The sequence below is a fragment of the Krasilnikovia sp. M28-CT-15 genome, assembly GCF_047159595.1.
GTDB lineage: Bacteria > Actinomycetota > Actinomycetes > Mycobacteriales > Micromonosporaceae > Actinoplanes.
This window is the reverse complement of record NZ_BAAGAK010000001.1, coordinates 445,744-458,598: the sequence shown is the minus strand read 5'-3', so window position 1 is coordinate 458,598 and position 12,855 is coordinate 445,744. Positions and strand designations below refer to the sequence as shown.

Sequence of the window (12,855 nt, the reverse complement as noted above, 5' to 3'; positions counted from 1 at the left end):
ACTTCCCTCTGCCGACCTGAGCTGATCATTGGATAGGGGATCCGGCATGGCGGAAGGTGATGGATCTCGTCTGCGCCATGAGGGCCGCGCCGTGGCCTGGGATAGCCATTGCGGTGAGCCGATCGCCTGGCTGTCGATCGGCGAAACCGTCGCGGGCACCTTGTATGGCGGCTCGGGCCCGATCGCCTACACACATCTCCTGACTGTCGAGGAGGCCGTCGAGGTCTACGGGCCGATCAGCGAGTGGGTCGTCGGGCCCCAGGGCGGGTTCCGCCGGGCCTGTTTCGGTGAGACGGTGTTCTCCGCCGCCGAGCTCGGTCGCGGTTTCGACGCCCGCACGCTGCCCGAAGGCCTCGTCACCGTCGAGGACCCTGACCTGGACTGGCCATGCCCGCAGTGCGGCGCCGCGCCAGGCAACCGTTGCAGCGGTGTGTCCAAGCACCGAGTCCGCCGCGCTCGCGGCGAGGACTACCAGCGCCTTCAGACCGAGATCACCCTGCTCCGGGACACCGTCGCGAAGCTTCGCAGGCAAAACGAACTGCTGGATGAGCAGGTAGACGCTCTGCGGCGTGAGCAACGCAAGCGAGTACCGATCTGCAGCAGGCCGACCCGGGCCGGGAGGCCGTGCCAGGCCGACGCGATCACCTATCCGACGCCGATCGAGTCCTGCCGCATCCACCTCACACCGCAGGAGAAGGAGATGATCACTGCCGCTGAGGCTCAACAACGAGCCGAGTTCACCGCCCGGATAGCCGCGAAGTGAGGTACCGGCATCGCCCGCCGCGGTGCCGGCCGAGAGAGCAGAGACAGCGCTCTGTCCATGGGCCGCCGCTCGCGTACTGCGGGGCAGCTCCGCGCGATCCGCTATCCAGGGACGAGGTACTAGCCTCGACGCGGTCCACAAGCGCGTATGCCCTCGGCTAGACGCAACGACCTTCCCCCAACCGCAGCATCCTCGCGCAGCACAGGTCGTTCCGAAACAGCCGACCACCATCGGAGCACCACGGTCCCGATGCGTGGGAATTTCCGCCAGTATGCGGAAACGAATTAGGCCGCGATCCTGTGTTTACCCAGGTCACGGCCTAGCTGTACTGAACGCCGAATCAATATCGGAGTACGTCTACTTCCGATCCGTAGTCAGATGCTCTATCCATTGAGCTACGGGCGCTCATACAACTACTCCCCGTGATCGCGCGTGCTGATGCGTCCAGCGGGTCGCGGTTGCGTATCCGCTGGTCCGGGCGTTTCGTTACTCCCGGACCTGCGGGTAACGACTCTAGCATGTCGCCGAGTGGGGCCTGCGTGCCGGTGCGTGTCGCACAATGCTGCACCGTGCTCCGACGTCCGGTCACCATCGGAGCACCACGGGGCCAGCGGGGACACGAAGATCGGGTTGGGCTCATCGTCGCCGGGGGCGGATCGCATCCCAGCTCTGCCGCGCGCTGAGCATCTCACCAAGGGCCTCGTGCAGCTCGCGCAACGCGGCGATGCCACCGCGATCGCAGTCCCGCACTGCGCCCGGCGGTCCGGGATCGATCGGCATGCCAACCGCCTGCACCGACGAGACGGCACTGAGGTACCGACGGGCCGCGGCAACATATCGTGTGCGGGTAAGCGGGCTCCTCCCGCTCCGGGCTCACGCTCCCCACACGATCATCGTACAGGCGTTCTAAGACTGCCTGCCATACAGTCTTGTGCCGCCTTGGCGGACAGCCTGCGGCTGCAACGCGCGGACCAGGGTTGTGATCTCGCGGCGCTGTCGCGTCAGGACACTCCGGACATCACAGCTAGCGCGTCTTCGCGAACGAAGATCGTCGGTCGGTGGTTGTTGTAGCTAGCCGTTTGTGCGCCGCAGTGGTCAGTCTCCGGGCCGGTCGGCTGGTGGTGGAGCGTCGAGTCGGTGCAGGCGGCTGGTGTACTCGGCTTCGTTGATCTCGCCGCGGGCGAACCGTTCGGCCAGGATCTGCTGCGGTGTTGTGGCCCCGGGCGCCGGGCCGACGGGTCGAAGGTCGCGGCTGAGGTAGCGGACCAGCACCACGATTCCGGCGATGATCAGGCCCCAGAACAGCAGGCTGCTGATGGTCATGAGCGTCATGCCCCAGGTGCCCATGCCGGTGCCCCAGTACATCATGGCGATCTCCTTCGTGGGCTGTTGCCGGACCCGCTCAGCGTTGGCTGGCGGTGTGGGGCGTCTGCGGGCTGTGGTTGACCGTCCGGTGTTGGTCGGCGTCGTCGTGGCCGCTGTGCATGCCGGCCATCATGAACATCATCATCACGGGGCAGGCCAGCGCGAACGCGGCGACCAGCAGGGTCGACGCGGGCACGCCGAAGGCGACCAAGCCGACGACGAGGATCGCCGCCGCGATTGCGTACAGTCCCCACGGTTGGCGTCTCATGACACCCCCTCTCCTCGGCTTTCACCCCCCACCCTGCTCCGCTGCAATCCGGCCCCGGTACGAGCGAGGGTCACGTCTTACGGGACGAAGGTACCTACCCCTGGGGGGTATCTTGCGTGAGGGTAGTGGGGAGCTTCACGAGGGGGACGCCATGAACATCGCCGATGTCGTCGTGCTGCTGGCCTCGGCCGGGGTGGTCGGCTTCCTGGTCTGGTTCTTCTTCGGCTCTCGCCGGGCGCAGGCCGCGGAGTCGGCCGACGGGGTGCAGCGGGTGCAGGTCGTCGTGCGGGGTGGCTACCGTCCAGATGTGATCCGGGTCCGCCAGGGCGTGCCTGTGGAGATCGTCTTCGATCGGCAGGAGAGCGGGGACTGCACGTCGCGGGTGGTATTCGGCGATTTCGCGGTCAGCGCCGCGTTGCCCGCGTTCGCCCGCACGACGGTGCGGCTGAACCCGGCCCGGGCCGTGCTCGTGTTCCACGGCCCTCGCCTGACCCGGCTTCTCGACCGGATCGTGAACCAGCTTCACCGCCGTCTCGACGCGGAGACCGAGGAATCGCTGGCCAGGCAGATGCACTTTCCCGTCGACTAGGACCCGTTCTTCGCTGACACGATGACCGTTGCCGACGTCTACCACTACGGCACCCGGCACTACGACTTCCACCGGGCACAGCTGACCCTCGAACCGCGGCCGAGCGTGTACCCACCCTGGGGAGCAAGCCGTACCTGGTTCGGGACATGAGGTAGTGCGCCGACACCCGGCCCTGACCGCGCCGAATTGACGGTACAGCTGGTCGCACCCCGTTGCGACACATACCCCCTAGGGGTATGATGGCCTGGTTGAGGAGGTGCGTATGAACCACGACCATCACCACGGCGCCGGGACGATGTCACCGGCCGCGGTGCACGACCACGCCCATCAGCATGCCGGCAGCACGACGTGGGGGACCGCGGCGTCGGCGACGCTTCACTGCCTGACCGGCTGTGCGATCGGTGAGGTGCTCGGCATGGTGATCGGTACCGCGGTCGGGCTGCACAACGCGGGCACCGTGGTGCTCTCGATTGCCTTGGCGTTCGTGTTCGGCTACGGCCTGACCATGCGCGGCGTGCTCCGCGCCGGGGTCGGCTTCGGGGCCGCGTTGAAGATCGCGTTGGCGGCGGACACGGTGTCGATCGCGGTGATGGAGCTGCTCGACAACGCGGTCATCGTCGCGGTGCCCGGGGCGATGGACGCCGGGCTGACCAGCGTCCTGTTCTGGGGGTCGCTGGCGTTCTCGCTGGTGGTGGCATTCCTGCTGACCACCCCGGTGAACCGGTGGATGATCTCGCGGGGCAGAGGTCACGCGGTGGTGCACCAGTACCACCACGCCCACTGACCACGCTCGACCACCATGGGCGGCCGGTACCCGCAGGGGGTACCGACCTCCCCAAACTCGGTCACATCTTCTTGAGCATGTCCTGCATCGTGGTGATCTCGGCCTGCTGATCCGTGACGATCTTCGCGGCCAAGGCCTTGGCGTCGGGGTTGGAGCCCTGCGCCTGCTCCTGCTGCGCCATGATGATCGCACCCTCATGGTGCGCGATCATCATGGTCAGGAACTGCTTATCGAACGCTGCACCGGAGGCTGCTTCCAGCGCCTTCATGTCCGCAGCCGACATCAAGCCGGCCATCGGGCCGTGACTGGCACCCGGCATCACCATGCCACCGCTCATCCCCGGCATCGGCGTGGGCTGACCCCACGCAGCCAGCCACCCGGCCATCACGTCGATCTCAGGCTGCTGCGCTTTCTTGATCTTCTCCGCGAGCGCCTTGACCTCACTGCTGGCCGCCCGGGTCGGCGCGAGGTCGGCCATCGCGATGGCCTGCTGGTGGTGCGGAATCATCGCCTGGGCGAACATCACGTCCGCGGCGTTGAACACCGCGCCCGGCGAGGCGGACGCCGCGGAGACGCCCATGCCAGGGCCCATCCCGTGCCCCGGCGCGGTGGCATCGTTGTCGCCGCAGCCGGCCAGCACGACCGTGGTGGTCAGGGCCGCACCGGCGATCAGCACACGGCGCAGCACAACAGAACGTGTCAACACAACAAGAAGTCCTCTCGGTATCGGTGAACGTGCACAACAAGGCGTCCTTGCCACGGCCACCCCCTGCGGGCGGCCGCGACCGGCACGGGCCTATATGCGCAGCACCGATCCCGCGGCGAGAACCAAACCCAGCCCAAGCGGCGGGCCCCGAGGCACCCGCAGCGGCATCCACGTCGTACCCACAGGAGCGCGATCCGACCACAACCCCGTCAGCGACACCGCCAACAGGGCCAGCGCGGCGAACCCAGTCAGCACGGCCAGGCACACATCCCACCCGGACATGCCGTCATGGCCCGATCCCGGCGGACAGCCCGGACAGGCGTCCACCACGCTGGTCACCCATGTCACCGGGCCCGCACCATCCATCACGCCCGAAGTCATCACCGACACCGGCGCATGGCCAGAGTGGGCCTCCATGTTCAGGCCGGCATGACCCAGCGTGTGCATCGCCGCCAGACCGAACAGCGTGCAGGCCAGCAGCAACCACCGCGCCAACCGCCCGGTGACCGCCGTCCGTCCCACCTCCACGTCGCCCACCGTACCGGTCCAGCCGGGGCCACCCAGGGCTAAGCCCCGTCCCCACGCCGACCAGACGGACGTCCCCGGATCGACAGGCAGCACCCCAACGAACCACGCCAGAGGGAGTCCCTTGCACCACATATGCGGTGATCGATAGGTCACTGACTGCAGTGCCTGACCTGGAAGAAGTCGCTAGCCAAAGCCGCTGACCCCCAGAGAACATGTAGTCACCAACACGCCGACTCCCCCGTGCTCAACAAGCCACCGGCGACAAACCAGGAGCCGACTGCGAAGTCAGTGCTGAGGCGAGGACGCGGCAACGCCACCCGGGCAAGCAAGCGCCCATTGCGCAGGCGGGAGCCTGAGCCCCAGTGGGTCAGGTGGGTGGGCAGCAGCTTCGCAGGATCGTCTGGAGATCGTCCAGGGCGGCGATGATGCCGTCCCGGTCGGCGCAGTAGTAGACGGTCTTGCCTTCGCGGCGGGCCTGGACGATGCCGCCGCGGCGTAGTGCGGCGAGTTGTTCGGAGGCGGTGGACTGGCCGACGCCCAGCTCTGCGGCGACCTGCCCGACGCTGCGAGGTTGTCCGTCGGTGAACAGCAGGAGGACTTGCTGGCGGTTCTCGCTGGCGAGGGCGCGTAGAAACTCGCGGGTGCGTGCGGTCAGTGTCGGGATGTCGGGCATCAAGAACCTCCGCCGCCGATCCTATCTCACATCGTCATATCGCAAATCCATGGAATGACGATATGGTGATGGCATGAGCCTCCTCGACGCTGTTGTCATCGGTGCCGGTCAAGCTGGTCTCGCCGCCGCCTGGGCGCTGCGCCGCCACGGCCTGGAGCCGCTGTTGTTGGAGGCTGGCCCGTCGCCGACCGGGTCGTGGTCGCGCTACTACGACAGCCTCACGCTGTTCTCGCCGGCGCGCTTCAGCGAGCTGCCCGACCTGGCATTCGGCGGGGATCCGGACCGGTATCCGACCCGGGATGAGGTGGTCACCTACCTGGGCGCGTACGCGCAGCGGCTGGGTGTGCCGATCGAGGTGAACACGCTGGCCGTCGCGGTCACCCGCACCACCCAGGGGTTCGTGACCCGGGCCGGCGACGGCCGCGAGTTCGCTTCCCGGCTGGTGATCTCGGCCGCGGGTGGCTTCGGCGCACCGTACCGGCCAGCGTTGCCGGGGCTGGACGCATTCGCCGGCACGGTGTGGCACTCGGCCGAGTACCGGGCGCCGGTGCCGCTGGCCGGGCGGCGCGTCGTGGTCGTGGGGGCCGGCAACTCGGCAGTGCAGATCGCGGTGGAGCTGGCCGAGGTTGCCGCGGTGACCCTTGCCTCCCGCGCGCCGGTGCGGTTCATACCGCAGCGTCCGCTCGGCCGGGACCTGCACGAGTGGCTGCACCGCACCGGTGTGGAACGGCTGCCGCTGGGGCGGCTGCTGCGGGGCAAGACCGTGCGGGTGCTCGACGACGGCCGCTACCGGGCCGCGATCGATGCCGGGCGGCCGGACTGGCGGCCGATGTTCACCCGGCTGACCCCGGACGGGGTGGTGTGGGCCGACGGGACGTCGGAGCCGGTCGATGTGCTGCTGCTGGCCACCGGCTTCCGGCCCCAGACAACGCATCTCGCGGACTGCGCCGGATCCGACGGGCGTGGCGCCTTGGATGCCACTGGGCGCCCGCTGCATGACCGAGGCGTGTCGAGCACGGTAGCCGGCCTGGGCTACGTCGGTTTGGAAGGGCAGCGAGGCATCGCCTCGGCCACGCTGCGCGGGGTGGGCCGCGACGCGGAGCACGTCGTGCGGCGGCTGGCCGCTGGGGCGCGCACGGCGGCACCGGTCGGGGCGCGGTGAGTGCCACCCGGTGCGGTCCTCGCTGCGCTGTTGGTCGCGGCGATGCTGGCGGTCGGCACCACCGTGGAGGGTTCGGGGCTGGCGCGGGTGCTGCGGCGCCCGGTGCCTGTCGCCGTGGCGGTGGCCGCGAACGCCCTGGTGATGCCGGGGCTGGCCGTGCTGCTGCTCGCCGTGTTCGACGTGTCGGGGCCAGGCGTGGTCGGTGTGGTGTTGGCGGCGGCAGCGCCCGGTGGTGGGTCCGCGGCGCTGCTGGCCCACCACGCCCGCGCCGATGCGGCCCTGGCGGTGAGGCTGCAGGCGGTGCTCGCCGACGGCGAACACGCCGGGGATGCTGGTGCGCGCCCCAGGGTGGGCGACCTGCACGTAACCGGCATCGTCCAGTCCTACTTGGCCGCGGAACAGTTCGCTGCGCGGGTCGTGGCCGATGGCGACGAAGACGCCGGTGACGTCGAGGATCTTCGTCTGGCCGGTGTGCAGGTTGTGCAGCCGGGCGCCGACGACCGTGCCGTCCTCGCCGAGGATTTCCTCGACTGCGCTGTTCCATTCGACGGTGATCTTGTCGTTGGTCAGGGCGCGGGTGGCCATGGTTGTTGGACCTGGCGCACGCGGTGGTGGACTCCTCGCACCTGCGAGCGCTCAAAGGGGCACTGCACCGGTCCCAGCCCGGTCGACCGGGGCCGGCTGGGCAGCAAGCACCACCCGATCACCGACGCCAGCGGCCTGCCGCTGGCGGTGATCCTGACCGGCGGCAACCGCAGGTCGGCGTATGCGTCCACGTCTACCGTGACTCGCACCTCGGCGAGCTCGATCGTCGTTACTACTGCGCCCACCCGGACTTCCGTCGCGTCGCCTCACGCGATGCGCCGCCGCCAGCGAGACCGCGGGCGGAAATCCAGTGGGATGCTTCGGGCTTCTATCAGGCCACATCGACCCCGGCAGCGTCGGCACGGCGACGTCCTCCCGTCGGTCGACGTATCGCTAACAAGGCACCCCGGCCGTCGTTTGGGTCAGACCGTCGGGAGGACGTTGGCGATCATGATGCCTGGAGTTGCCTCCTGATGTTCCGCGCCGTCCGTCGAGCCTCGCCATGCACTGCTGTGGGGTGTGTCACCAGGCTGCGTTCATCGTGGGCTCGCGGCCGATGAGACTGCGGTGAACCGGCATGGGGTGGACGGCAGTGTGGCTGGCGCCGAGGAGTTGTCGGCTGCCCTGCTCGCGTTGGAGGACCGGGTCGCCGTGGACGCCGCCGTGGGGTACACCGCAGCGGTGCAACTCGAACGACAGGCGGAGGCTCTGGGCGACGAGGCCCTGCTGATGCGTGCGCGGCTGTGCTGGATCGACATGCTCAGGCGCACCGGCGACTTCCGGGAAGCTGGCCGGCATGTCAAGGGCATCCAGGCTTGGACGCGTAAGCACGGCGACCGTCGGCTGCAGGCGCGTGCCCACCTGGTGCGGGCGAGTATCGAGCGATTGTCAGGCAATGGGGCCAAGTCTCTGAGGCACGCTCAGGACGCGGTCGAGTTGCTCGACGAGACGGCCACCGCGCATATGCAGGTCTGGCACCGTCTGAAGCTGGCCGATGCGCTGGCCGAGAACGGCGATATGGACGCGGCGCGGCCGCGTTACCGCCAGGCCGAGGAACTGGCCCTGGGGCTCCGCGAGTGGGAACGGCTCATCGTGACGCTGAACAACTGGGCCTACTCCGAGTACCGGGCCGGTGACCTCCCGCGGGCCAGGGACGTCGCGCGGCGGATGCAGGAACACGCGGTCGCGCGCGCCTACCACCTTGACTCGGATGCGCTGGACACGATCGGGGTGATCCAGATCGCCAACGGCGAGTACGCGGAGGCGGAGCAGACGATGCAGGTCTGCATCGCCCGCAACAAGGGTGCGGGAGCCAACGACGCCGACGAGATGGCCGAGTACCTGCTGACCCTGGCCCGGGCCCAGCGCGGGCTCGGCGCGACCGACCGGGCCCTGAAGAGCCTGGACGCCGCCCACCTGCAATGCACCGAGCGTGGCCTGCGGGAAATTCTGGTCCGGGTGTATCGGGAGAAAGCCGAGCTGCACGCCGTCCGCGGTGAGCACACCGAGGCGCTCGCCGCGACGGAGGCCTTCATCGCTGCCCGGGAGGCCCTGCCTTCGCCGCAGCGAAAGCCCCTGCGCGTCATCCTGCACGCGCTATTGCGGACCCGCCGAGGTCTGTCAGGAAACCGGGCCGCTGGGTGAGCAGGCGGCGCTACCGCTGACCGGGCTGCGGCGCCGAATGAGCAGCATCTGGCGCAGCAGATCCAGCCGATGAGCGGTGGCGTCCGCAACCGGCGGCTTCCCGGAAATGGAATTTCATCGCCATACCTCCAAGACCGGGTCGACGGCTCTTGGTGGGCGCTTCTTGAGTGGCGGGTGTCCTGTCTCAGCGGATGGACGCATCGGACTGCCGCCGAGCAGGATGCGACAACACGAGTGAGACAACACCGGAGCGTCCCCAGCGAGGCGGGGTGCTTGTGACCGGCGCTGCGACAGGTTCACGAGACTGCCTCAGCCGAACTGAGACGGGACAACGCGTTGGGTCGGCGCGGTGTGTCGTCGGCTGGACGCGGTTCTGACCGGCGTGGCCTGTTCGCTGCTGCAGCCGGATGGCAACCGGCCGCATCCGGTGGCCGCAACCTTCTCACCCCAGGATGAGTCCGACTTGACGCCCTGGAGACGGAGGAGACCCGGATGCGGTGGTGGCGGATTTCGGCGACGTCGATGCTGGCCGTGGTGGCCGCGACGGGTTTCGCCCTGCCGGCCCAGGCCGGCGCCCGGGACAGCGACCACGACGGCATCCCGAACAAGTGGGAACGCCGGTATCACCTCAACCCGCACAGCAGGGCCGACGCGGCCCGCGACCCCGACCGTGACGGGCTGAGCAACCTGCGCGAGTACAAGCTGCGCGGCAACCCCCGCGACGAGGACACCGACAACGACGGCCAGGACGACGGCGACGAGCGCCGGACCCGCACCAAGGTGAACAAGGCCGACAGCGACGGCGATCGAATCCTCGACGGTGACGAGGACTTCGACCATGACGGTGTGGCCAACGAGGACGAGGACGACGCCCTCGAAGCCTGCGCCGCGGACGACGACGACACCGACCACGACTACGTCGACGACGAGGACGAGAACGAACTCGGGCTGCGGCCCGGCGACCGTGACTCCGACGACGACGGTGTGGCAGACGGCGCCGAGGATCGCGACCACGACGGTCGCACCAACGAGGACGAGGACGACCGCAGCGGTGACCGCTGCAACGGCGACCGTGACCACGACGGCGTGGACGACGAGGACGAAGGCGACCGGTTCGGCACGGTCGAGTCGTTCGACTCCGCCACCGGGCGTCTGGTCGTGGTGACCTCGGCCGGGGGCCGGGTCTCGGCCCAGGTCACCGGCGACACCGAGATCGAGATCGAGGACGGCGAGGACGCGGACGGCCGGGACGCGCTGGTCGCCGGCGCCACCGTCACCGAACTCGAAATCGACCACGAGACCGGGCGACTGGAGAAGATCAAGCTCCGCTGACGTCCGTCACCGGTCAAGCTGCGAACCTTCGACCAGCACCAACCCGCTCGTGAGGTGCACCGCCGAGCCGTTGTCGACCAGCATGCTCACCTCGCTGCCGTCCTTCGGCCGGCGCCGAACGCCGCGACGTGCTGGGCATGGCCTTGTTCAGCCGCCGACGGGGACGTGGCCGAGTTCGTACCACAGGTCACGCAGGCTCGGATAGGACTTGTCGGGCAGGCCGTTGATCAGGTCGATGATCTCGGGCCGGGCGTGGCTGCCGGCCGCGTAGGCGAGCATCCGGTCGCGGGTGGCGGGTCCTGTGGTGAACGCGGCTTCGACGTGGACGGCCAGTTCGGTGCGGGTGACGGTCACCAGGTTGCTCCTTGCTGAGGGGGTGTGGCGTGGCCCTGTTGCGGGGGGCACGGCGTCGGGGGCCACGCCACGGCCGGGGGACGGGTGTTACTGCTGCAGGCGGTGGGTCAGGCCGTCCAGTTCGGTCTGCAACTGGGCGGGCAGCCTGTCGCCGAACGTGTCGAACCATTCACGGATCTGCGGGATCTCGGCCTGCCACTCGGCGGGGTCGACGTGCAACGCCTGGGCGAGGTCGGCGTCGGTGACGTCGAGACCGGCCGTGTCGATGGCCGCGGGGTACGGTACCTGCCCGATCGGGGTGTCGACGGCGTCGGCGGTGCCTTCCAGGCGTTCGACGATCCACTTGAGAACACGTGAGTTCTCGCCGTAGCCCGGCCAGAGGAACCGGCCATCGTCACCACGACGGAACCAGTTCACCTGGAAGATCTTCGGCAGCGTGGCCGGGCTTTCGGCCCGTTCGCCGATGGACAGCCAGTGGCCCAGGTAGTCGCCGGCGTGGTAGCCGATGAACGGCAGCATTGCCATCGGGTCACGCCGCACGACACCGACCTGCCCGACCGCGGCGGCGGTGGTCTCCGAGGACAGGGTGGCACCCAGGAACACGCCGTGGCTCCAGTTCCGTGACTGAGCCACTAGCGGGATGGTGGTCTTGCGGCGTCCGCCGAACAGGATCGCCGAGATCGGCACGCCCCGGGGGTCGTCGTATTCCGGCGCGAGGATCGGGCATTGTTTGATCGGGGTGCAGAACCGCGAGTTCGGGTGGCTGGAGGGCCGGCCCGCTTCGGGAGTCCAGCCGTTGCCGTGCCAGTCGGTCAAATGGGACGGGGGCTGCCCCATGCCCTCCCACCACACGTCGGTGTCATCGGTCAGCGCGACGTTGGTGAACAGCGAGTTGCCCTTCTCCAGGGTGCGCATCGCGTTGGGGTTGGTGGTGTGGTCGGTGCCCGGCGCGACGCCGAAGAACCCGTACTCCGGGTTGACCGCATACAGCCGGCCGTCCTCGCCGAACCGCATCCACGCGATGTCGTCGCCGAGTGTCTCCACCGTCCAACCGGGGATGGTCGGCTGCAGCATCGCCATGTTGGTTTTGCCGCACGCCGACGGGAACGCCGCCGCCATGTAGTGCACGACCCCGGCCGGGTTGGTGAGCTTCACAATGAGCATGTGCTCGGCGAGCCAGCCCTCGTCGCGGGCCATCACCGACGCGATCCGCAGGCTGTAGCACTTCTTGCCCAGCAGCGAGTTGCCGCCGTAGCCGGAGCCGTAGGACCAGATCTCGCGGGTCTCCGGAAAGTGGGCGATGTACTTGGTGTCGTTGCAGGGCCAGATCACATCGGCTTGGCCGTCGGCCAGTGGCGCGCCGACCGAGTGCAGGGCCGGTACGAAGTCGGCGTCGGCGCCCATGACGTCCAGTACCGGGGTGCCCATCCGGGTCATGATCTTCATGCTGGCGGCGACGTAGGCCGAGTCGGTGATCTCGACGCCGAACTTCGGGTCCTCGGCGTCCAGGGGACCCATACAGAACGGGATGACGTACATGGTCCGCCCGGCCATGCTGCCGCGGTACAGCCCGGTCATGAGCTGTTTCATCGCGGCGGGGGCCATCCAGTTGTTGGTCGGCCCGGCGTCGGCTTCGTCGGCCGAGCAGATGAACGTCTGCTGCTCCACCCGGGCCACGTCCGACGGGTCGGTGCCTGCCCAGAACGAGTTCGGCTTCTTAGCCTCGTTCAGCCGGACCAGGGTGCCGGTGTCGACGAGTTCCGAGGTGAGCCGCTGCCATTCGTCGTCGGAGCCGTCGCACCAGTGGATCCGGGCGGGGGTGGTCAGCTCGGCCACCTGGCGTACCCATTCCAGCAGCCGGGGGTGGGTGGTGGGGGCGTCGGTCAGGCCGGGCGTCGTTGCCACAGTCATCGGCGGAGAGCCTTTCGTGCGCGAGAGCGGCGTCTCCCGCCAACCCTCAATGATTTGCTAACTTTAGCAAGTGATGAGTCTTGCAGTAGTTGGCGCGGGGCAGGGGAATGTCACAGGTGCGGATGGCCGCCGCGCGGCCCAGGCTGGATCACGGCACCCATCCGGGTACGGTTTCGGGTCAGGAGGGGGTG

General features: G+C 68.7%; 15 protein-coding genes and 3 pseudogenes. 9 read left to right on the top strand and 9 right to left on the bottom strand.

What is annotated here, in order from left to right:
* Positions 1–46: 46 nt before the first annotated feature.
* Positions 47–763 (top strand): hypothetical protein, encoded by a 717-nt coding sequence (locus ACMCNO_RS02235; RefSeq protein ID WP_412747763.1) that lies wholly within the window; start codon positions 47–49, stop codon positions 761–763.
* A 636-nt stretch (positions 764–1,399) separates the two neighbouring features.
* On the opposite strand, the gene ACMCNO_RS02230 is transcribed toward ACMCNO_RS02235, so the two are convergent.
* The 3 genes from ACMCNO_RS02230 to ACMCNO_RS02220 all read right to left on the bottom strand — a co-directional run bounded on the left by ACMCNO_RS02230 (position 1,400) and on the right by ACMCNO_RS02220 (position 2,396).
* Positions 1,400–1,543, bottom strand: a complete 144-nt coding sequence (locus ACMCNO_RS02230; protein WP_412747762.1) for a hypothetical protein — start codon at positions 1,541–1,543, stop codon at positions 1,400–1,402.
* Between the two features lie 315 nt (positions 1,544–1,858).
* Positions 1,859–2,131, bottom strand: coding sequence for an SHOCT domain-containing protein (locus ACMCNO_RS02225; protein ID WP_412747761.1), 273 nt, complete (start codon positions 2,129–2,131; stop codon positions 1,859–1,861).
* Between the two features lie 34 nt (positions 2,132–2,165).
* Entirely contained in the window at positions 2,166–2,396 is a 231-nt protein-coding gene (locus tag ACMCNO_RS02220; protein WP_412747760.1) for a DUF2933 domain-containing protein, read from the bottom strand.
* A 151-nt stretch (positions 2,397–2,547) separates the two neighbouring features.
* Here ACMCNO_RS02220 and ACMCNO_RS02215 point away from each other — a divergent pair, with 151 nt between their 5' ends.
* The 3 genes from ACMCNO_RS02215 (at position 2,548) to ACMCNO_RS02205 (ending at position 3,769) form a co-directional block, all read left to right on the top strand.
* On the top strand, positions 2,548–2,985 hold the full coding sequence (locus ACMCNO_RS02215) for a cupredoxin domain-containing protein (RefSeq protein WP_412747759.1): 438 nt from the start codon (positions 2,548–2,550) through the stop codon (positions 2,983–2,985).
* Positions 2,986–3,006: 21 nt separating this feature from the next.
* Positions 3,007–3,135: a hypothetical protein gene (locus ACMCNO_RS02210; RefSeq protein ID WP_412747758.1), complete on the top strand. Its 129-nt coding sequence runs from the start codon at positions 3,007–3,009 to the stop codon at positions 3,133–3,135.
* Positions 3,136–3,247: 112 nt separating this feature from the next.
* Positions 3,248–3,769: a DUF4396 domain-containing protein gene (locus ACMCNO_RS02205; RefSeq protein WP_412747757.1), complete on the top strand. Its 522-nt coding sequence runs from the start codon at positions 3,248–3,250 to the stop codon at positions 3,767–3,769.
* 61 nt (positions 3,770–3,830) lie between these two features.
* On the opposite strand, the gene ACMCNO_RS02200 is transcribed toward ACMCNO_RS02205, so the two are convergent.
* The 3 genes from ACMCNO_RS02200 to ACMCNO_RS02190 all read right to left on the bottom strand — a co-directional run bounded on the left by ACMCNO_RS02200 (position 3,831) and on the right by ACMCNO_RS02190 (position 5,676).
* Positions 3,831–4,457 (bottom strand): DUF305 domain-containing protein, encoded by a 627-nt coding sequence (locus ACMCNO_RS02200; RefSeq protein ID WP_412747756.1) that lies wholly within the window; start codon positions 4,455–4,457, stop codon positions 3,831–3,833.
* Positions 4,458–4,565: 108 nt separating this feature from the next.
* The gene (locus ACMCNO_RS02195) at positions 4,566–5,003 is read right to left on the bottom strand and encodes a hypothetical protein (protein ID WP_412747755.1); all 438 of its coding nucleotides are present in this window, start codon (positions 5,001–5,003) and stop codon (positions 4,566–4,568) included.
* Between the two features lie 367 nt (positions 5,004–5,370).
* Positions 5,371–5,676 (bottom strand): ArsR/SmtB family transcription factor, encoded by a 306-nt coding sequence (locus ACMCNO_RS02190; protein WP_412747754.1) that lies wholly within the window; start codon positions 5,674–5,676, stop codon positions 5,371–5,373.
* Between the two features lie 73 nt (positions 5,677–5,749).
* On the opposite strand from ACMCNO_RS02190, the gene ACMCNO_RS02185 reads away from it, so the two are divergent.
* A complete protein-coding gene (locus tag ACMCNO_RS02185; RefSeq protein ID WP_412747753.1) occupies positions 5,750–6,838 on the top strand; it encodes a flavin-containing monooxygenase in 1,089 nt (362 codons plus the stop codon).
* A 42-nt stretch (positions 6,839–6,880) separates the two neighbouring features.
* Positions 6,881–7,072, top strand: a pseudogene (locus tag ACMCNO_RS02180) (hypothetical protein); the annotation flags it as partial.
* 27 nt (positions 7,073–7,099) lie between these two features.
* Here the strand turns inward: ACMCNO_RS02180 and ACMCNO_RS02175 are convergent.
* Positions 7,100–7,423, bottom strand: a pseudogene (locus ACMCNO_RS02175) (FAD-dependent oxidoreductase); the annotation flags it as partial.
* A gap of 26 nt (positions 7,424–7,449) precedes the next feature.
* Here ACMCNO_RS02175 and ACMCNO_RS02170 point away from each other — a divergent pair.
* From ACMCNO_RS02170 to ACMCNO_RS02160, 3 genes and pseudogenes are all read left to right on the top strand, one after another.
* Positions 7,450–7,598: pseudogene (locus ACMCNO_RS02170) on the top strand (IS5/IS1182 family transposase); the annotation flags it as partial.
* Positions 7,599–7,990: 392 nt separating this feature from the next.
* Complete coding sequence (locus ACMCNO_RS02165) at positions 7,991–9,067, top strand: hypothetical protein (RefSeq protein ID WP_412747752.1); 1,077 nt, start codon at positions 7,991–7,993, stop codon at positions 9,065–9,067.
* Positions 9,068–9,559: 492 nt separating this feature from the next.
* Positions 9,560–10,399, top strand: a complete 840-nt coding sequence (locus ACMCNO_RS02160) for a hypothetical protein (RefSeq protein WP_412747751.1) — start codon at positions 9,560–9,562, stop codon at positions 10,397–10,399.
* A 147-nt stretch (positions 10,400–10,546) separates the two neighbouring features.
* Here the strand turns inward: ACMCNO_RS02160 and ACMCNO_RS02155 are convergent, their stop codons facing one another.
* Both ACMCNO_RS02155 and ACMCNO_RS02150 read right to left on the bottom strand, forming a co-directional pair.
* Positions 10,547–10,753 (bottom strand): DUF2795 domain-containing protein, encoded by a 207-nt coding sequence (locus tag ACMCNO_RS02155; RefSeq protein WP_412747750.1) that lies wholly within the window; start codon positions 10,751–10,753, stop codon positions 10,547–10,549.
* Positions 10,754–10,840: 87 nt separating this feature from the next.
* A complete protein-coding gene (locus ACMCNO_RS02150) occupies positions 10,841–12,664 on the bottom strand; it encodes a phosphoenolpyruvate carboxykinase (GTP) (RefSeq protein WP_412747749.1) in 1,824 nt (607 codons plus the stop codon).
* Positions 12,665–12,855: the final 191 nt, after the last annotated feature.